Below are 19,817 nucleotides of genomic sequence, written 5' to 3'. Positions count from 1 at the left end.
CTGGCGGCGCTCAAGCCAGGCTTGCCACCGGCTGCTGCCCGAACGCTTCAGCCAGAAGAAACTCCACCAGATGCCGCGCACAGGTAGCCGGTTCCGCCAGTTGCCCCTGCGCCCGCAGGCTAAGAAACAGTTCCCGCAAAGGAAATCGCTCGGCGGGAAGCTCCCGCAGTTGCGCCTGCATGTCGGTATCGACCACCCCGGGGGCCAAGCTGCAGATGCGCAGCCACGGCAAGGCATCCTGCGCGACCGCGCGTGCATGCTGGTCCAGCGCGGCCTTGCTCGCGCCGTATACCGACCACCCAGGATAAGCGTGGCGACCAGCACCACTGGACAGATGCAGGATGCGGCAAGTGCATCCGGGGCGGGCTTGCACAAGTGTCGCCACCCTGGCCGACAGCATGAGGGCCGAGCCGACATTGAGCATGACAGCCCGGGCGACGTCATGGGCGCACTGGAATGGCAACGCAGCGCTCGGTTCGATCGTGGCAGCGTTGTTGATCAGCAGCACCTGCCCCTGATCTGCGAAAAAGGCCGCCAATATGCCACTGTCTAGCCAGCTGCCCAGTTGCCGGGGATCGGCCAGATCGATCGCCTGTTCATGCAACAACCCGGGCCAGTGCCGGGCCAGCGCGTCATTGCGGCCACGCGCCAGCCCCAATACCGCAATCTCGCGTTGCATCAATTCGGCGGCGATGGCCGCCCCAAGACCACGGCTGTGGCCGGTCACGATGGCTTTCATGTTTACTCCTGCGGTCGGGATCCTGCCGGTGGGGGAACCGCCGGCGCTGCGATGCCACTCAACGAGAAATGGTCCGCCACGGCACGCTCTGCTCCGTTGGCGCTCCCCGAGGCAAACTTCTGCTGACAAAAACCATGAACCATATCGTCGGTCGCGTACTGGAGCAAAGAGACTATCGGGCCATTCATCTGGCGCGACATCTGTTGCCCTTCGAGGATCACAAGTTCCTTCAACCCGAGCATGCACGCGTCATCGTACGCGGGCAGGGCCTGCATGTCTGGGACGAGCAGGGCCATCGCTTGCTCGATGCCATGTCCGGCCTGTGGTGTACCACCCTCGGCTACGGGCGGCAAGAGCTGGTGGACGCGGCCGCCAGGCAGATGACGACCTTGTCCTACTGCAGCCAGTTCTTCAACACCACCCACCCTGCCGTAGCCGAGCTGTCTGCCCGATTGTTCGAGCTGCTGCCGGCCTGTTACAGCCGCGTGCTGTATTGCAACTCGGGCTCCGAGGCCAACGAGACGCTCATCAAGGTCGTCCGCCGCTACTGGGAACTCGCCGGCCGCGCCGGCAAGCGCGTCATCATCGGGCGTCACAATGCCTATCACGGGTCGACGGTTGGCAGCGCCTCCCTGGGCGGCATGAAGATGATGCACGCGCTGGGTGCAAGCCTGCTGCCCGAGGTCGCGCACATTGAGCAGCCCTTCTGGTTCGGCTATGACGGTTCGCTGGGCCAGACCGAGTTTGGGTTGCATGCAGCGCAAGCCCTGGAGCGCAAGATCATTGAACTCGGTGCGGACAACGTGGCGGCATTCGTGGCGGAGCCCTTTCAGGGCGCCGGTGGCATGATCTTCCCGCCCGCCAGCTATTGGCCCGAGATACAGCGCATCTGCCAACGCCATGACGTTTTGCTGTGCGCCGATGAGGTGATCGGTGGCTTCGGACGGACCGGTCATTGGTTTGCGCATCAGCATTTCGGGTTCCAGCCCGACCTGATCACCATCGCCAAGGGCCTCACTTCCGGCTATGTGCCCATGGGCGGATTGCTGCTCTCCGAGCGCGTCGGCGAGACATTGGCCGAGCGTGGTGGCGTGTTTGCTCATGGCTTCACCTACCAGGGGCATCCGGTTGCCGCAGCGGTCGCGCTAGCGACCTTGTCACTGCTGGACCAAGGCGGTGTCCTGGCGCGACTGGCTAGCTGCACCGGGCCGTATCTGCAGGCCCAACTGCGCAGCCGGCTGGGCGACCATGTACTGGTCAACGGTATTGAAGGAACAGGCGCGGTAGCCGCCCTGCAGCTGGCCCCGAAAAAGCAGGGCAAGCAGCGCTTTGCCAACGAAAATGCGGTGGGGCTGTATTGCATGCAGCGGGCGCAGCACCATGGACTGATCGTGCGCACTTCCGGCGCACGCATCATCCTTGCGCCGGCGCTGGTGGCCAGTCTTGCCGAACTGGACGAACTGATCGACAAGCTCGCGCTGACGCTGGATGACACGGCGCGGGCTTTGAAGATGGCGTGATCATGAGCATGCACCTGCGCATGCATGTTCACTCCTTGCTGCGCTCGATGCGTAGGCGACGCAGCCAGCGGCATGCCCGCATGGCAAGCAACCCCAGCACCGGCATCCTGCGCTCACTGCGGTACCGGACCCTGGCGCTGCGTTGCGTAGGCGTGGAACCGCGCTGCCGAACCTTGCCACCCAGAACAGTCCGCCTTCGCTGATCTCGGCGAAGGCGGTACGCCTTGTCAAGACAAGACGGGATTCCCGGACATGCTTTCTCATCCTCGCATCCCGATCGATCATGGGAGATCCTAACGTGTCCGCGAAGCATTCACCCTTTTCTCTTTGGGGCCTGACGCTGGAGGCCGAGACCGCTCCTCATCAGCCGCCCATGAAGCAAACCTTCATCGTCCGGCTCGGGCGGGAAGCCGGCGTACTCACCTTCGCCTCGGCACTGGATGCGGAAATCTATTGCCAGCATCTGGCGGCGAGCGGCGTAGGCAGATGGCAGCGAGAACGCCTGGAACGTATCGACCTTTCCGTCGTGCTGGCAGCGATACCGGAACAACAACAGCGGCTCATGCTGTCGCTGGGGTACTATGCCTCCGAGAGCAACGACTTGCTCGCCGATGACAGCCAATCGCTCGTGACGCCCTTGCTGCCGGTGCAGTTCGATATGCGCCAGCGGCGACATGGCCCGCGCCAGATGCGTATCGGAACCGATATTCCGGCCTTTGTCCAGTATTGGTGGGGCCTTATAGGGGGCGAGAATTATGGCCAGCTGATCGGTGCGCTCGAAAATCACTCCGAATGCGCCGTGAGCCAATGTGCGACCGAGGCGCTGCGCAAGATTCACATTACGGGCATCAGCGACTATCTGCGTACGTGGACCATTAAGGGAATTACTGAGATCTATGCGTTGTACCGACCGGATGCCGGCGAATGGGGCTTCCGCCGGGCAAGCCAGGAGCCAGTACGACAGCTCCAATGATGGCCGGAAATTTCTACTTTAGACGGGTAAGGCGCGCATTGCGAAACGCCCTGTGAGATCGCTCCTGCCCAAACCAGTTGGGACTGTCAAACATGATTCTTAGCTCGTTTATAAATAACCGGGTCGTTTCGAAGCACAACTTGCGCGGCAAGCGGAAAAATTTCTAGATCAACCTTGACCCATCCGCGCTTCTCAGGAGGTAGCTTTCAATACTCAGCGGAAGAAACTCAAGGACAAGATAGCCGTTGAGCTAGCGCAGAATAGTTTCCTAAGGCTGGCTGCGGCGATGCTCAATCTTTGGAAAAACTAAGGGGGAGACTGAACCGTCCGCCCTTTCCATCCTTCGTTCCCACCCTCCCCAGCTTATGATCTACGAAGCGAAAAGTGGGAATCGTTCTTGCTACTACATCGGTTGTATAAGCAATTTTTCCATTTCCTTTGTATAGCCCTTCAGCGACGGGTGAGCAATGACACGTATGCTACAGGTTGACTGAAGATGCGACGCTGCTACCTAAAATTTCCTAGCCGGTCTCCCGCAAAATGGTGAAATTCACGACATGAATTACGCTCGGCTCTTGCCTAAGGACGAAGGCGAGATGATTATCAAATTTCAATTCAATACTCAACGGAAGAAACTCAAGGACATATCCGCTCCGATGAGAAGCGTTAAAGGAAGCTTGTCTGGAAAAATAAACTTAACAGTCACAGTATGGTTTTGAACATGTCGCAACGTTAACACGGTAAATTTTTCGGTCTTGGCGGATAACGAGCCTTTTCCCCAAGTTGTTCCTCCAGGCAACTTATCGCTGATACGCGCCTCTATAGTTCTTTTCTTTTTATCAAGGTTAGGACGGATTCCGATTGAACGGCGCGAAAAGATTAGGCCTCCGTGATGAGTAAAGCGCATTCGAGTAGTACTGCTTGTATGTAGGCCAATTGTCCCTGTATAGCAAACCGTTGCCTATTTTTGGGAGAGTCGAAAAACCAGCAGTCTGCTTTGGCAGAGCGCTTGTCCATCGCTGCAACCGCGGAAATACGCTGTCGACCCGGGAGTGATGGAGCTGAAAAGTTACTCAGTATCGAGTAGAGAGATGACTTAGACATCGCGGCCTCGCAAGGGGCGAACATAGTTTTACTATAGGCCGCAAATCTGACATTTCAATCAAAAATAGGAGCTAGTCAAGATCTGGAAAAGGAGGATGGTTCTTTCACTGGAATTGGAGATTTTGAAAGTACCAATTATTCCTTCATCGCTCCGACTTTCTATTTTGGATCAGCAACATTTAGGAAGGAAAGCTTCGTAAGGGTGCGCCTAAAGGAAGGTAGTGCGTGGGACAACCCGATACCTTACCCCGGCAAACTTTCCATCTAAGCGCTGCATGGTCGTTCGTTGAAGTAAAAGTACCTTATTATCTGAAGTAAATTTGCCATCTTTTGCTGCAAATGAAGCAAAAGTGCCTCGCGGTCGCCTCGCCAGCTTCGACATTGATCGGTGCTCAGCGAGCGCCTTCGGGGAAAAACCGATCCGTTCCGTGTACAGACTGAGAATTACCTTGCCCAGCGCTAATCAGATTCTGCCTCTTTCATACGTCTATATAACGTACGTTCGCTCATCCCCAAACTTGCTGCCAGCTCTTTGCGGCTTCCATTGAATTCGCGTGCTATCTGTACAAGATCATGTACTTGGCGGGCACGCTTGTCGATCCCAGGAGTTCGCGGCGGATTGAAACGATCCAATGCCAGATGCTCTTTCTTGATCATGCCATCGTCCGCAAACAGGCGCGCCCGCTCGATCACGTTGCGAAGTTCACGGATATTTCCGGGCCAGTCGTGCTGCAACAACTGCGCCATGGCTTCCGTAGAGATTTTCAGCGACTTGCCTTCTCCCCCTGCCCCCCTCTGAAGTAATGACTCGACCAGCAAAGGTATGTCATCGGGCCGCTCGCGCAATGGCGGAAGATGAATCGGGAAGGCACTGATGCGGTAGTAAAGATCCTGACGGAAATCGCCTCTGGCCACCATTTCCTCCAACGGCTTATGGGTGGCAGCCACGAGGCGAAATTCGGACTGCTGCGTATCCACTGCACCAACGCGTCGGAACGTGCCAGATTCAATCAACCTTAACAGCTTCACTTGCATCGCCAACGGCACGTCGCCGATTTCGTCCAGGAACAAGGTACCACCCTTGGCTGTTTCAACCAGGCCTGCCTTGCGAACATGGGCGCCGGTAAAGGCGCCCTTTTCGTATCCAAATAACTCGCTCTCGAACAGGGTCTCCGTCAATCCCGAGCAGTCCACCACCACGAACGGCCCATGCACCCGAGGACTGGCCTCATGCACTGCGCGCGCAAACAGTTCCTTGCCACTACCTGACTCTCCAAGCAGCAAAACCGGTAGATCCGACATCGCCACCCGCTGCAATTCGCCCAGGGCACGATTGAAGGCTGCAGACTTGCCAACCAGCCCCTGGCGACTGGCTTGTACCGAGGCATGACGCACAGTCTGCAGACGCTCGACGAATCCCACCACGCGATGCTGGTGATCGATGATGGGCCGCAGCTCAACATCCACATGTTCTGGTCCGCGCGGCGTGTGATGAATGTGCAGTACTCGATCCGGCCCCTTGGTGGCCAGTGCACGTTGCAAAGGACAATGTTCTCCTGCCTGATCGCAAGGAACCTGGTAATGGTGTGACATTGCATAGCACTTGTGGCCAATGGGGGACCTGCCAGCTGTGGCGAACTGCCTCTTGTAGGCGGTATTGGCAGCCAGAATCTCGTACTCCGTATTCATCACGATCATCGGCGTGGGCTCATGGTCCAGATAGGAAATCAGGGCCTGTACCTGGAACGACTGCAAAACATCGGGTAGCGACTCCACGAAATCTCTCGCTTTCTTCAAGACAAATTCAGGCAAATGCCGCATCCAGGCGGTTCTGGCAAATGGACCTCAGCAGCAAGTCCATGTGGGAACCTCCCTCTGATTTGGGGCGGCGCACATGCGCTGCCAAGTGGCAGTATGACACTGCCACTTGGCAGTGTCACTGGCAGTCATTCGGACTGCATATGAAGTGCATTTGTAAAAATTTCCTTATAAATCAGTTGGTTGAAAAATTCCCACGATCTGGCACAAGTTTTGATATGAACAAAATATCTGACAATCAGAGGAGGACAACGTGGACAACCTGCATATTGAAGGTCATTTCGACCCTGCCACCAGTACTGTGAGCTATCTGGTACTGGACCGCACAACCCGGCAATGCGCACTGCTGGACAGCGTGCTGGACTACGATCCCAAATCCGGCCGTACCTCCACCAGTAGCGCCGATCACCTGATCAGGCGCGTGCAGGAGCTCGAGGCTTCGGTGCAATGGATCCTGGAAACCCATGCCCATGCCGACCATCTGTCTGCGGCACCCTATCTCAAGCGCAAGCTGGGCGGACGTATCGCTATCGGTGAGCACATCCGACAGGTGCAAAACGTATTTGGGGCGCTTTTCAATGCCGGCAGTGAATTTGCTCACGATGGCAGCCAGTTCGATCACCTGTTCGCCGATGGTGAGCACTTCCGGATCGGCGCTCTGCAGGCGCGTGTCATGCATACCCCCGGCCATACGCCGGCCTGTATCACCTATGTCGTGGAGGAAGGTGATCAGATCGCAGCCTTCGTCGGCGACACCCTGTTCATGCCCGACTACGGGACCGCACGCTGCGATTTCCCCGGCGGGAACGCCCGCACGCTCTTCCATTCGATCAACAAGGTCCTGAGCCTGCCGCCGCATACCCGTATCTACCTGTGTCACGACTACCAGCCCAACGGCCGGCAGCTTCAGTTCGTCACCACCGTGGCTGAAGAGCGTAGCAATAACATCCATGTCCGCGATGGCATCAGCGAGGAGGAATTCGTGGCCATGCGCAGTGCCCGTGATGCCACCCTCGCCATGCCGGTACTGCTGCTACCGTCGGTGCAAGTCAACATGCGTGCGGGGCAGTTGCCACCGGCCGAAGCCAACGGCATGCGTTATCTGAAGATCCCGCTGGACGCAGTCTGATCACCAACCCTGAGGAGTCATCATGAAATGCAATGTAGGCGGTATCGACCGCATCTTGAGAATCGTCATTGGCGTCGTCCTGGTCATCCTTTCGGCGACCGGTACCGTGGGATGGTGGGGCTGGTTGGGCCTGATCGCAATAGGAACCGGCTTGTTCCGCTTCTGTCCGCTGTATCCGCTGCTGGGCATCAGCAGTTGCGCTACCCGGGATCGCTGATCCCCCTCCCCTTGCTGGCCGACGCCGGGGCGTCGCCGCCAGGGGCACATCAATCAAGGAGACATTCCATGAACATCAAGCAACTGACGGCCAACTTGTCCGTCTCGGCCCAGGTCATGCCTGCCGATATGGCAGAGATCGCGGCGGCCGGCTTCAAATCCATCATCTGCAATCGTCCGGACGGGGAAGCCGGCGACCAACCCAGTTTCAGAGAGGTGGAACAACAAGCTCAGACTGCGGGCATCGAGGCGCACTATCTGCCGGTGATCCCTGGTCAGGTGGCCGATGCCCAGGCGGACGAATTCGACCATCTTCTCGAAGAGCTACCCAAGCCCGTGCTGGCCTATTGCCGTAGTGGCATGCGCAGTACCACGCTGTGGGGGCTCTCGCGCGCCGGCCGCATGTCCACGGGGGAGATATTGACCCGTGCCGAACAGGCGGGTTACGACCTGAGCGCACTGGTGCGCAGAATCAACCAGAGCAATGCCACCCCATTCGATGTGGCCGACTCGACGCACAAGGTAGTCATCGTGGGTGGTGGCGCGGCAGGGATCTCGGTGGCGTCGAGCCTGCTGGCGCGCCAGCCTGGACTGGATATCGCCATCATCGACCCGGCCGATGTCCATTATTACCAACCCGGCTGGACCCTGGTTGGCGGCGGTGTATTCAAGCCCGCGCAGACAGCCCGGGTGATGGGATCGCTCATCCCGCGCGGCGTACGCTGGATCAAATCGGCCGTGGCAGGTTTCGAGCCTGAGCGCAATGCGGTGCTGCTGGAAGGCTGCCGTGTGGTCAAGTACGAGCAGCTGGTGGTCTGTCCCGGCCTGAAACTGAACTGGGACGGCATCGAAGGCCTCACCGATACCCTGGGTCGCAACGGCGTGACGTCCAATTATCGTTATGATCTGGCGCCCTACACCTGGGAGTTGGTGGAGCGTTTCAAAGGAGGCGATGCCGTGTTCACCCAGCCGCCTATGCCCATCAAATGCGCTGGCGCCCCGCAAAAGGCCATGTATCTCTCTTGCGATGCGTGGCGGCACGCTGGCGTGCTCAAGAAATCGAATGTGCAGTTTCGCTCTGCTGGCGCCGTGCTCTTCGGCGTGGCCGAATACGTACCAGCCTTGATGGAGTATGTGCAGGCCTATGGCATCAATCTCAACTTCGGACAGACCCTGACTGCCATCGATGGTGGACGCAAGATCGCCACCTTTGCAGTCAGCTCCCCCGATGGCAGCTCCCAGAAAGTGGAAGTCCCCTTTGACATGATCCACGTGGTGCCGCCGCAGACCGCGCCAGACTTCATCCGCAGCAGCCCTCTGGCCGATCCGGCCGGGTGGATCGATGTCGATCAATCGACCTTGCAGCACAAGCGCTTTGCCAACATCTTCGGGCTGGGCGATGCGGCCAACTCGCCCAACGCCAAGACCGCCGCTGCGGCCCGCAAACAGGCGCCGGTGGTCGCCCACAATGTGCTCCACAACCTGGGCCGGCAATCCGTTCAGGCCCGCTACAACGGCTATGGCTCCTGCCCCTTGACGGTGGAACGCGGCAAGATCGTTCTGGCTGAATTCAACTATGGCGGGAAGCTGGCGCCCAGCTTCCCGGCGTGGATGCTGGATGGCACACGTCCATCGCGCCTGGCCTGGCTGCTCAAGGAGCGCATTCTGCCGCCGCTGTACTGGGAAGGCATGCTCAAGGGACACGAGTGGCTGGCGCAACCCGAAATGGTCGGTTGAGGAGACAGAGATGAGCATGAGCCTGTTACTGGGTGCCCTGGTGGGCTGCATCATGGGGCTCACCGGTGCCGGTGGCGGTATCCTGGCCATTCCGCTGCTGGTGTTCGGCCTGCATCTGAGCGTGCCGCAGGCCGGTCCCATCGGCTTGCTGGCCGTTGGCATTGCTTCGGCGATGGGGGCGGTGATCGGTTTGCGGGCCGGCATCGTACGCTATCGCGCCGCCGCGCTGATCGCCGTTGTCGGCATTGTTCTCACCCCGCTGGGAACGTGGCTGGCCCATCAGCTCGATACACGCTACCTGACGCTGCTGTTTGCCATTGTCATGGTGTGGGTGGCCATCAAGGGCATGCGTGATGCCCGGCGCAGCAGGACGGCCGCGGCTACCGTACCAGATGACTGCCCCTGCCTGCGCGACCAGAGCGGACGCTTCGTCTGGACACCACGTTGTGCCAGTCGCCTGGCCGTCATGGGCGGCTTGGCGGGTGTGCTTTCGGGGCTGCTCGGCGTGGGTGGCGGGTTCGTCATCGTACCGTCCTTGCAGCGGGTGACCGACCTGGCCATGCAGTCTGTCGTCTCAACTTCGCTGGCGGTGATCGCGTTGATTTCATTGGTCAGCGTCGGCACCAGCATGGTCAGTGGTCACTTCGATCTGGGTATTGGATTACCTTTTTCTGCGGGAGCGATGGCTGGTATGTTGCTTGGCGGGAAGCTTGCAGTACGCTGGCACCCAGCCCATCTGAAACTGGCATTTTCGATAGTTTGCATGGTAGTGTCTGCTGGCCTGATCATGAAGTCTATTTACTGATCATTGGGCGTCCATGCTTTCATTTCAAATCGGCTTTCCTACACACCCACATAAAAAATAGAGGTGATGATGAAGCAATTTTTGGGGCAAAAGTGTAATCCAGGGGGCACTTCCAGACGGCTGACAAGCATGCCGCTGGCGGCGGAAATCTCCATTCTGCTGATCGTCAAAGTGGCCCTCATTACTGGGCTGGCCAAGACCTTTTTCGCACATCCCGAAGCCAAGCACATGCAGATGCCGGTACAGCGGGTGGAGCAACGCATGCTCGCGCCAAATTCCGTATCGGCATCGTCGGCTGACATGCAACAGGCATCTAAAACAATTACCAAACCGGAGTAAGACATGGTTCCCATTGATGAAGTCGTCTCTTTGTCGCGGCTGCAGTTCGCCGTCACGGCGCTCTATCACTTCCTGTTCGTCCCCCTCACCCTGGGCTTGTCCTGGATCCTGGTCATCATGGAGTCGGTCTATGTCATGACCGGCAACCAGATCTACAAGGACATGACCCGCTTCTGGGGCAAGCTCTTCGGCATCAACTTCGCCATGGGCGTGGCCACCGGCATCACCCTGGAATTCCAGTTCGGCACCAACTGGTCCTATTACTCGCACTACGTGGGCGACATCTTCGGCACCCCGCTGGCCATCGAAGGCCTGATGGCCTTCTTCATGGAATCGACCTTCGTCGGCCTGTTCTTCTTCGGCTGGGACAAGCTCTCGCGCAAGCAGCACCTGATCGTCACCGTGCTGGTGGCGCTGGGCTCGAACCTGTCGGCGCTGTGGATCCTGATCGCCAACGGCTGGATGAACAATCCGGTGGGCGCCGAATTCAACTTCGAGACCATGCGTATGGAACTGGTCAGCATGACCGAGGTGATCTTCAACCCGGTGGCGCAGGTCAAGTTCGTACACACCGTGGCCGCCGGTTACGTGACGGCATCGATGTTCGTGCTGGGCGTCTCCGCCTGGTACTTGCTCAAGGCCCGCGACACCGCCTTCGCGCTGCGTTCCTTTGCGGTGGCAGCAGGTTTCGGCCTGGCCGCCACGCTCTCGGTGATCGTGCTGGGGGATGAATCGGGCTACACCGCCGGTGAAGTCAACAAGGTCAAGCTGGCCGCCATCGAAGCCGAGTGGGACACCCACCCTGCCCCCGCCGGTCTGACTCTCTTCGGCCTGCCCAATGACAAGGAAGAACGCACCGACTACGCCGTCAAGATTCCCTACGTGCTGGGCCTGATCGCAACCCGCTCGGCCGATACCCAGGTGCTGGGCATCAAGGATCTGAAGAAGGAGCATGAAGTCCGCATCCGCAACGGCATGCTGGCCTATGCCGCGCTGACCCGGCTGAAATCCGGCGACAAGTCGCCCGAGGCCCGCGTCGAGTTCGACAAGCTCAAGAAGGACCTGGGCTACGGCCTGCTGTTGAAGAAGTACACCAACAACGTGGTCGATGCCACGCCGGAGCAGATCAGCATGGCTGTGAACGACACCATCCCCAAGGTCGCGCCGCTGTTCTGGGCCTTCCGCGGCATGGTGGCGCTGGGCTTCCTATTCCTGTTCATCTTCGCCGCCTCGTTCTGGTTCCTGGCCAAGAAGCAGCTGGCGCCGCAGCGCTGGCTGCTGCGCCTGGCCGTGATCGCCATCCCGCTGCCCTGGATCGCCGCCGAGCTGGGCTGGATCGTGGCCGAATACGGTCGCCAGCCCTGGACCATCGCCGGCATCCTGCCGACCCACCTGTCGGCCTCCTCGCTGCAGCCGGGCAGCCTCTACTTCAGCCTGGCCGGGTTCATCCTGTTCTATACCTTCCTGCTGGTGGTGGAGATGATCCTGATGGTGAAGTACGCGCGCCTCGGCCCCAGCAGCCTGCATACCGGCCAGTACTACTGGGAAACCAAGGGTCATGAAAAGAGCCCCGGCGATGTCCTGCCGCCGCCCCTGAATCCGTCGGCCAATGCCGGCAGCCACTAAGCCACCAGAAGAAATGAGGAAAGCAGAATGATCTTCGATTACGAAACACTCAAGCTGATCTGGTGGGCCTTCGTGGGCGTACTCATCATCGGCTTCGCCCTGACCGACGGCTTCGACTTCGGCGTGGGCATGATGCTGCCCTTCGCCGGCAAGAACGACACCGAGCGCCGCATCCTGATCAACTCCATCGGCCCCACCTGGGAGGGCAACCAGACCTGGTTCATCACCGCCGGCGGCGCCACCTTCGCAGCCTGGCCGCTGGTGTATGCGACGGCCTTCTCGGGCTTCTACATTGCCCTGATGGTCTTGCTGTTCTCGCTGTTCTTCCGTCCGGTGGGTTTCGACTACCGCAGCAAGGTGGCCGATCCACGCTGGCGCAATGCCTGGGACTGGGGCCTGTTCATCGGTGGTTTCGTGCCGCCCCTGATCTGCGGCGTGGCCTTCGGCAACCTGCTGCTGGGTGTGCCCTTCCACTATGACGACACCATGCGGGTCGAATACACCGGCAGCTTCTTTGCCCTGTTGAACCCCTTCGGTCTGCTGGCGGGCCTGCTGTCGGTGGCCATGCTGCTGATGCACGGTGCGGCCTTCGCCTTCGTCAAGACCGAGGCCGCCGTGGGGGAGCGTTCGCGCAAGACCGTCATCAGTGCGGCGCTGGTGACGGTGCTGCTGTTCGTGGCCGGCGGCTTCTGGGTAGCCCAGATGCCTGGTTATCGCATCACCTCCATGCCGGACGCCAACAGCGCCTTCACTCCCCTGGCCAAGACGGTGGAAGTGGTCGCCGGTGCCTGGTTCGACAACTACGCCAAGTGGCCCGTGACCAAGCTGTTCCCGGCGCTGGGCGCGGCCGGTGCGGTACTGGCGGCCTTGCTGGCGCTGGTGCGCAGTGCCCGCCTGGCCTTCATCGCCAGCGGGCTGTCGGTGACCGGCATCATCCTCACCGCCGGCATGTCGCTGTTCCCCTTCGTCATGCCCTCTTCACTGGACGCCAAGAGCAGCCTGACCCTGTGGGATTCGGTCTCCAGCCACAAGACCCTGGGCCTGATGTTCTGGATGGTGCTGATCTTCCTGCCGCTCATCATCGTCTATACCGGCTGGGTCTATCGCGTGGTCAAGGGCAAGGTTACCGCCCGCGACATCCACGAGAACGAACACACGGCGTATTGATTACGCGCAATCGCAAACTGCAACGAGGAGAACATCATGTGGTATTTCGCCTGGATACTCGGCATCGGCCTGGCCCTGGCCTTCGGCATCATCAACGTCATGTGGCTGGAAGCCAACTATGCCTTCGGCCGCCGCAAGGCTGAAGAAACGCATGCGCGCTTCGTCGATGCGCGCAATCACGCCGAAAGCCGTCAGGGACGCTGAGCGGGTCTGATCTGAGGGAATTATTCAGATCAAAGAGATGGCATTATTTTCTTCTGGCCACTTTGCGGCACTCCCTGTCTGATTGGAAGGCCAGCAATTGCAGGCCTTCCGCACCGAATATGCGCGCCGCATGCAACAGGCTTACCCGTCCAGCGCGGACGGCAGCACGCTGCTGCCGTTCCAGCGCATGTCCATCGTGGCGAGCTTGCCAGTATGAACATGCGCTGCCATACAAAACAGCGGGCCCCTGCATGCAGGGGCCCGCGAAATCAACAGCAAGCCTCAGGACTTGGTCAGCGCTACAGTCCCATCAGCGTTCACGCAGCCAGCGCACGTAGCCGTCCCCGATACGCTGCACCACCGACACCAGCAAAATCAGCACCGCAATGACGATCACCATCACCTGCGTATCGAATCGCTGATAGCCATAGCGGATTGCCAGATCCCCCAGCCCGCCCGCGCCCACGGCACCGGCCATGGCCGAAGAGCTGATGAGGGCCACCAGCGTGATCGTGAAGCCCCCCACGATGCCGGGCAGAGCCTCGGGCAGATAGACATGCCGCACGATGTCCCATTTCTTGCAGCCCAGTGCCTGCGCTGCTTCGACCAGACCGGGATCAACCTCGCGCAAGCTCACCTCGACGATGCGCGCAAAGAAAGGCGTGGCGCTGATGGCCAGCGGCACGATGGCGGCCCAGACGCCGATGGTGGTGCCCGCCACCAGGCGCGTGAGCGGAATCAGCGCCACCAGCAGAACGATGAAGGGCGTGGCGCGAAAACCATTGATGATGCTGCCCAATACCCGGTGCACGCGCGGGGAGGCCAGGAAGCCGCCCGGCGCCGTCACGATCAGCAGCACCGCCAGCGGAATGCCCGCCACCAGCGCCAGTGCGCCCGAGATGCCTACCATCTGCAGCGTATCGACCAGCGCATTGCCGTAGCGCTCGATGGGAATGGAAAGACTAAGTTCGAGTGACATATCCCAACTCCTTGATGTGATGCGCAATCGCCGTGGGTCCCTGTGTCAGGGCCTGCCAGTCTGGTGATCCCGTGACGTCGGCCAAGGCGATGTAGAGCTGACCGTGGGTATGTCCCTGGATGCGCTCCACGCTGGCCTGCAGCAAGCGCGTCTTGCCGCCCAGCGCCTGAGCCACGCGCAACAGATCAGGCTCCAGGCCATCCCCGCCACGGTATTGCAATTGCAGAATGCGCTCATGCAGCCCGGACGGCGGCACGGTCTGCAGTTTGTCCAGCAGTTCCGGCGGCAGGCCTTGCTGCAGTGGCGCCAACAAAGCTTGCGTGGCTGGATGGGCGGGATTACCGAACACCTGCCACACCGGTCCCAGTTCAGCGATGCGTCCCTGTTCCAGCACCAGCACCTGGTCGGCGATCTCGCGAATGACGCTCATTTCATGCGTGATCAGGATCACCGTGATGCCCAGCTTGCGGTTGATGTCGCTCAGCAGTTGCAGGATGGCGTGAGTGGTTTCCGGGTCCAGCGCCGAGGTGGCCTCGTCGCAGAGCAGGATCTCGGGCCCGCTGGCCAGGGCGCGGGCAATGCCGACACGCTGCTTCTGGCCGCCCGAGAGGCGGCGCGGATAGGTATCGGCCTTGTCCTGCAGACCGACCAGGGCCAGCAGTTCGCGCACCCTGCCCTCCACCTGCTGGCGCGGCACGCCGGCCACGCGCAGCGGCAAGGCGATGTTGTCAAAGACGGTCTTGGCCGAGAGCAGGTTGAAATGCTGGAAGATCATGCCGATGCGCCGGCGCAATTGCACCAGTTGCGCATCCTCGAGGGTCGCGATATCCACCCCATCGACTTCGATGCGCCCGCTGGTGGGCGTCTCCAGCCGGTTGATGGTGCGCAGCAGGCTGGATTTGCCGGCCCCGCTGCGGCCGATGATGCCGAAGATGCTGCCGGGCGCAATCTCCAGGTCGATGTCCTGCAAGGCCTGCACCGGGCCGGCCGATGAGAGGTAGGTCTTGCCGACCTGGCGCAAGGCCACCCTGCCCTTGGGACCGCTGCCGGGCCACGGGCCGCCAGGGGCCGAGGCCTGCGCGGCAGCATCATGCTCCGCCTCGGGACGGCTGGGAGCGGTCAAGGATTGTCTGGCCGTGATCGAGAGTTCCATGCGGTTTCCTTCCGGGACGGGTGCGGCGGTTTCAGGGCTTCTGCCAGGCCAGCGTGTAGAGACGCTTGTCGCTGTTGAAGGCACGATGGATGTCGGCCTTGACGGTCTCCGAGTTCTGGTAGATGCGGATGAATTTCTGGATCACCGGATCATTCACGCGGCTGGCCTTGGTGACGAACTGGATGGCGAAACGGGCATCCTCGATACCGGAATAGGCCAGGCCGCTGGAAGGATCGAAGGCCTTGGCCGCCACGATGAAGTGCGGATAGCCCTGAGCCAGGTCGACATCGGGCGTGATGCGCACCAGCTGCGGGCCTTCCACTTCCACGAAGTTCAGCTTCTTGGGGTTCTCGACGATGTCATTGAGACTGCCCAGGTAGCCGACGTTGGGCTTGAGCTTGATCAGTCCCACACTCTGCAGCAACAGCAAGCCGCGCCCCTGGTTGACAGGATCGTTGGCGATGCCGACCTTGCCGCCCTGTGGCACTTGGGCGAAGGACTTGTGCTTGAGCGAATACAGGCCGACGTTGGCCAGGATGCCGGTACCGGCACTGGCCAGCTTGTAGCCGTTCTTCTGTATGGCATTGTCGAGGAAGGGCTGGTGCTGGAAATAGTTCAGGTCCAGGTCCCCTGCATCCACCGCCACATTGGGCGTGGTCCAGTCGGTGAATTCGACGACTTGCACGTCAATGCCCTGGTTCTTGGCTTCCTTGGCGGCCACTGCGATGGAGTCGCCATAGGCCCCAGGCACCACGCCGATGCGCAGCTTGTCGGCGGCGTGCGCCACACCGGCATGGGCAGAAAGGACAGTCAGGACGACCAGCAAATGACGGAAAAGACGGGAAGGCTGCATGCAGGGCTCCGGAAAAAATGGGTTTTGGGAAAAAATGTTCAGGTCGTGAATCAGCCGCTGGCAGCGTCGGCGCAACGGGAGGCCGCTGGAAGCGGGCTTGCGGCCGGCGAGGCTCGAGATGATCACTCGCCAGCGACACAAAGCTTCATTCAGGGCTTTTGCCAGGGCAAGCTGTAAAGCCGTTTGTCGTGCGCATAGCGCTCATCGATCTTGGCCAGCACGGCGGGCGATTGCTGGTACAGCGTGATGAATTTGCGGATGCGCGGGTCAGCGGCATTGCTGGTGCGCGAGACGAAGACGATCGCGAAGCGCTGGTCGTCCACGGTCGAATATTGCAGGCCGCTTTTGGCGATCTCCGGCTTGCCGGCGGCAACCAGATGCGCCGGGTAACCCTGCGCCAGATCGACGTCATCCAGAGCGCGGACCAGTTGCGGACCTTCGATTTCCTTGAAATCCAGTTTCTTCGGGTTGCTGGCGATGTCAGCCAGGCTGGCCTTGGCGCCCACACCGGGCTTGAGTTTGATCAGTCCGGCGCGTTCCAGCAGCAGCAGTCCCCGGCCCTGGTTGACGGGATCGTTGGCCACGGCCACGGTGGCACCGTCCTTCAGTTGCGCCAGGCTCTTGATGCGGGTGGAAAACAGGCCGATGTTGGGCAGCACGCCATAACCGGCAATCGCAAAGGCGTAGCCACGTTGACGGATGGCGTTTTCCAGGAAGGCGGTGTGCTGGAAGTAATTCAGGTCGAGGTCGCCGGATTGCAGGGCGACATTGGGCGTGGTCCAGTCGGTCATCTCGACCACGCGTACCTCCAGTCCCTGCCGCTTGGCTTCTGCTGCGGCCACTTGGATGGAGTCGGCGATCACGCCGGGCGTCACGCCGATGGTCAGAGCTTGAGCGTGCGAAAACGCTGCGCTCAAGGCCAGGATGGCACCGGCCAGAGTCTGCGGAAACCGGAAGCGGCGAATGAAGTTCTTTGCGTGCATGACCTGATCGTGGAGTCGTTCAATGGAGGCAGCGGACACGGCCTCGAAAGCCGCCGCGAGCCCCGATTGTGGTCGATCAGATCATTTGGAGCTACAAAGTAAAACATGCTTGGATATCAGCTTTTTGCATGAGCCTTCATCGGCGGGCATGGCTGGCTGAATGGAAGTGCAGCACGGACGTGCAGCGAGCGCATGCACGGCACCACTGCCCTGCCCCGGTATCAGCCGGGGTCGGTGCCTGAGTCTTTTGGTACCGGTGGCGCTGCCTTTTTATCCTGTTGCACAGCGGAGTGGTCGCGCCACTCTTTGAGCAGCGCTTCGTGCGTTTCCAGTCGTGCGCGTACCGCCGCCAGCTCGCGCTCGCCCTGCTGCCATTGCCGGCGCCCGCTGGCGGCCTCTTCTTCGGCACTGATGACCCGGGCCTGCAGTTGCGTCAAGGCCTCGTTCCTGGCAGCCAGCTGCGCTTCGAGCACGCGCTTGGCGGAAGCCTGTTCCTGCAGCACCTCCATTTGTTGTTCGCGACGCGTGGCCAGCGTGTGCTGTTCTGCCAGCGCCTGCCGCGCATGTGACAACTCGGCAATCAGGCGCACGCCTTCCTGATTGAGCCGGGTGACGTCCTCCTGGCGCACCACTGCATCCTGGCGCAACTGGCGCAATTCGGCTTGCAGGGTCTGGAGTTGTTGCTCGTGGCGTCGCTGGTCCTGGTCGCGCTGGTCCTTGGCGGCACTGCGGTAGTGCTCCAGGGCATCGCGAGCGTGCTGGTGCTTTTCTTCGAGCGACTGGCGGTGCTGTTCGTTTTCGGCCAGGCGTTCCTGCAAGGCAGCGAGCTTCACTTCCAGGGTGCGTGCCATGGCGGTTTGCTCCTGGCGTTCCTCGCGGGTTTTCTCATGGGCGGCGCGCTCGGCGATCAGGGCTTTTTGCGTCTGATCCAGACGCAGGCCCTGCTCGCCATGGGCGGCCTTCAGCAATGCCAATTCCTGCGCCAATCGGGCCGTTACCGTCTCCGTTTCCGCACGCACTGCCTTGACCTCTGCCCGGGCCTCCTCCTGCAACTGCACGGCGAGCCGCTCCACCAGGTCCTGCAGAGCCTCGCTGACGCTGCGCGGCTGGCTCTGGCCGCCCTCCTCTTCTTCCAATTCCTTCAGGTATTTGTGGATTGTAGTCTTGGAGCCGGTATTGCCCAGTTCTACCCGCACAGCATCCACCGACGGATGTCGGCCCAATGCCAGCAAGGAATCGCGCGCTTTCTTTACTTCCGATTTGTAGAGGCCGGTACGTGCCATGGTCCAAATCCGTTATTTGATGATGAATTACATAATACGTAATTACATACTAATATTGAAGAATATTTATGCAGATGTCGAAAATAATTAACACAGGATATTGGATGATTATCGAATCTGATCGCGTAAAATCCTCCGAATCTGCCCTCACCCGTCTGTAATGAGCCCATGCCAGCCGCACCAGCACCGTTGAATATCGATGACTATCTGCACGCCGCCACGCGTGACAACACTCGCCGCAGCTATCGTGCGGCCGTGAAGCATTTCGAAGTGGAATGGGGTGGTTTTCTGCCAGCCACGGCGGACAGCCTGGTGCGCTATCTGGCTGAGCACGCCGGCAAGCTGGCGCACAACACGCTCAAGCAGCGCATCTCCGCGCTGGGCCAGTGGCATGTCGACCAGGGATTCCCGGACCCGACCAAGGCTCCGGTCGTGCGCAAGATGCTGCGCGGCATCCTGGAACTGCATCCTGCCCAGGAAAAACGCGCCAAACCGCTGCAGCTGGAGGCGCTGGAGCAGACCATCGCCCATCTGGAACGCGAACGGGAACTGGCACGCCAGCAGGCGCGCTTTGCCGACCTGCTGCGGCATACGCGCGACAAGGCATTGTTGCTGATCGGATTCTGGCGGGGATTTCGCAGCGACGAATTGGCGCGGCTGGATATCGAACGCATTGAGGCGGTGGCAGGCGAAGGCATGCGCATCCACCTGCCCCGCACCAAGACCGACCGCAGCCTCAAAGGCAGCACCTACAAGACGCCGGCGCTGTCACGGTTGTGCCCGGTGGCGGCTTATCTCGACTGGCTGGCGGTGAGCGGCCTGAGCAGCGGACCGGTACTACGCGGCATCGATCGCTGGGGCCGCATCAGCGAAGAAGCGGTCAATGCGGCCAGCATCATCCCCTTGCTGCGACGGATCCTGAAATCGGCAGGGATTGATGATGCACATCTCTACAGCTCGCACTCGCTGCGGCGCGGCTTTGCCAGCTGGGCCAGCGCCAATGGCTGGGAGATGCGCGCCCTGATGGAATACGTGGGATGGAAAAACATTCATTCGGCGGCACGCTATGTGGAATCTCAGGATCCCTACCACCGCGCCATGCTGGAGCGTCTGCTGCCGCAGCAAATTGCGGTACTCGGCACGCCCGATCAGGCCGAACCATAAACCACCGCGATCCCGTCTGGCCGGA

Annotated in this window: 19 protein-coding genes; 11 read left to right on the top strand and 8 right to left on the bottom strand. The window is 60.4% G+C overall.

The window, feature by feature from the left end; genetic code table 11:
* Positions 1 to 10: 10 nt before the first annotated feature.
* Positions 11 to 739: an SDR family oxidoreductase gene (locus ACWFUC_RS17005; RefSeq protein WP_204725507.1), complete on the bottom strand. Its 729-nt coding sequence runs from the start codon at positions 737 to 739 to the stop codon at positions 11 to 13.
* A 134-nt stretch (positions 740 to 873) separates the two neighbouring features.
* Between ACWFUC_RS17005 and ACWFUC_RS17000 the strand changes: the two genes are divergently transcribed.
* On the top strand, positions 874 to 2,259 hold the full coding sequence (locus tag ACWFUC_RS17000; protein WP_310158012.1) for an aminotransferase: 1,386 nt from the start codon (positions 874 to 876) through the stop codon (positions 2,257 to 2,259).
* Positions 2,260 to 2,557: 298 nt separating this feature from the next.
* Positions 2,558 to 3,232 carry a hypothetical protein gene (locus tag ACWFUC_RS16995; RefSeq protein ID WP_489625489.1) on the top strand — a complete coding sequence of 225 codons (675 nt, stop codon included), beginning with the start codon at positions 2,558 to 2,560 and terminating at the stop codon, positions 3,230 to 3,232.
* 622 nt (positions 3,233 to 3,854) lie between these two features.
* Here the strand turns inward: ACWFUC_RS16995 and ACWFUC_RS16990 are convergent.
* Entirely contained in the window at positions 3,855 to 4,139 is a 285-nt protein-coding gene (locus tag ACWFUC_RS16990) for a hypothetical protein (RefSeq protein ID WP_489625488.1), read from the bottom strand.
* A 656-nt stretch (positions 4,140 to 4,795) separates the two neighbouring features.
* Positions 4,796 to 6,034, bottom strand: a complete 1,239-nt coding sequence (locus ACWFUC_RS16985) for a sigma-54 interaction domain-containing protein (RefSeq protein WP_489625552.1) — start codon at positions 6,032 to 6,034, stop codon at positions 4,796 to 4,798.
* Between the two features lie 373 nt (positions 6,035 to 6,407).
* On the opposite strand from ACWFUC_RS16985, the gene ACWFUC_RS16980 reads away from it, so the two are divergent.
* From ACWFUC_RS16980 to cydX, 8 genes are all read left to right on the top strand, one after another.
* Complete coding sequence (locus tag ACWFUC_RS16980; RefSeq protein ID WP_489625487.1) at positions 6,408 to 7,283, top strand: MBL fold metallo-hydrolase; 876 nt, start codon at positions 6,408 to 6,410, stop codon at positions 7,281 to 7,283.
* A 22-nt stretch (positions 7,284 to 7,305) separates the two neighbouring features.
* Entirely contained in the window at positions 7,306 to 7,500 is a 195-nt protein-coding gene (locus ACWFUC_RS16975; protein WP_034337443.1) for a YgaP family membrane protein, read from the top strand.
* 68 nt (positions 7,501 to 7,568) lie between these two features.
* Complete coding sequence (locus ACWFUC_RS16970; protein ID WP_489625486.1) at positions 7,569 to 9,236, top strand: bifunctional protein tyrosine phosphatase family protein/NAD(P)/FAD-dependent oxidoreductase; 1,668 nt, start codon at positions 7,569 to 7,571, stop codon at positions 9,234 to 9,236.
* A gap of 10 nt (positions 9,237 to 9,246) precedes the next feature.
* Positions 9,247 to 10,041 carry a sulfite exporter TauE/SafE family protein gene (locus ACWFUC_RS16965; protein WP_489625485.1) on the top strand — a complete coding sequence of 265 codons (795 nt, stop codon included), beginning with the start codon at positions 9,247 to 9,249 and terminating at the stop codon, positions 10,039 to 10,041.
* Positions 10,042 to 10,107: 66 nt separating this feature from the next.
* Entirely contained in the window at positions 10,108 to 10,380 is a 273-nt protein-coding gene (cydP, locus tag ACWFUC_RS16960) for a cytochrome oxidase putative small subunit CydP (RefSeq protein ID WP_489625484.1), read from the top strand.
* A 3-nt stretch (positions 10,381 to 10,383) separates the two neighbouring features.
* Positions 10,384 to 12,006, top strand: coding sequence for a cytochrome ubiquinol oxidase subunit I (locus ACWFUC_RS16955; protein ID WP_489625483.1), 1,623 nt, complete (start codon positions 10,384 to 10,386; stop codon positions 12,004 to 12,006).
* Between the two features lie 27 nt (positions 12,007 to 12,033).
* The gene (cydB, locus tag ACWFUC_RS16950; protein WP_489625482.1) at positions 12,034 to 13,173 is read left to right on the top strand and encodes a cytochrome d ubiquinol oxidase subunit II; all 1,140 of its coding nucleotides are present in this window, start codon (positions 12,034 to 12,036) and stop codon (positions 13,171 to 13,173) included.
* A gap of 36 nt (positions 13,174 to 13,209) precedes the next feature.
* The gene (gene cydX, locus ACWFUC_RS16945) at positions 13,210 to 13,377 is read left to right on the top strand and encodes a cytochrome bd-I oxidase subunit CydX (protein ID WP_034334022.1); all 168 of its coding nucleotides are present in this window, start codon (positions 13,210 to 13,212) and stop codon (positions 13,375 to 13,377) included.
* Between the two features lie 310 nt (positions 13,378 to 13,687).
* Here the strand turns inward: cydX and ACWFUC_RS16940 are convergent, their stop codons facing one another.
* The 5 genes from ACWFUC_RS16940 to ACWFUC_RS16920 form a co-directional block, all read right to left on the bottom strand.
* Positions 13,688 to 14,356, bottom strand: coding sequence for a methionine ABC transporter permease (locus ACWFUC_RS16940; protein WP_259435081.1), 669 nt, complete (start codon positions 14,354 to 14,356; stop codon positions 13,688 to 13,690).
* The gene (locus tag ACWFUC_RS16935; protein ID WP_489625481.1) at positions 14,340 to 15,509 is read right to left on the bottom strand and encodes a methionine ABC transporter ATP-binding protein; all 1,170 of its coding nucleotides are present in this window, start codon (positions 15,507 to 15,509) and stop codon (positions 14,340 to 14,342) included. Before ACWFUC_RS16935 ends, ACWFUC_RS16940 begins: the two co-directional genes overlap by 17 nt.
* 31 nt (positions 15,510 to 15,540) lie before the next feature.
* Positions 15,541 to 16,362, bottom strand: a complete 822-nt coding sequence (locus ACWFUC_RS16930) for a MetQ/NlpA family ABC transporter substrate-binding protein (RefSeq protein ID WP_121040230.1) — start codon at positions 16,360 to 16,362, stop codon at positions 15,541 to 15,543.
* Between the two features lie 149 nt (positions 16,363 to 16,511).
* Complete coding sequence (locus ACWFUC_RS16925) at positions 16,512 to 17,345, bottom strand: MetQ/NlpA family ABC transporter substrate-binding protein (RefSeq protein WP_489625480.1); 834 nt, start codon at positions 17,343 to 17,345, stop codon at positions 16,512 to 16,514.
* Between the two features lie 221 nt (positions 17,346 to 17,566).
* On the bottom strand, positions 17,567 to 18,628 hold the full coding sequence (locus ACWFUC_RS16920; RefSeq protein ID WP_489625479.1) for a DNA-binding protein: 1,062 nt from the start codon (positions 18,626 to 18,628) through the stop codon (positions 17,567 to 17,569).
* 168 nt (positions 18,629 to 18,796) lie between these two features.
* Here ACWFUC_RS16920 and ACWFUC_RS16915 point away from each other — a divergent pair, with 168 nt between their 5' ends.
* A complete protein-coding gene (locus ACWFUC_RS16915) occupies positions 18,797 to 19,792 on the top strand; it encodes a site-specific integrase (protein ID WP_489625478.1) in 996 nt (331 codons plus the stop codon).
* Positions 19,793 to 19,817 lie beyond the last annotated feature (25 nt).

Source organism: Herbaspirillum sp. Her4 (assembly GCF_057961335.1).
This window is presented reverse-complemented; position numbering and strand designations above follow the sequence as displayed.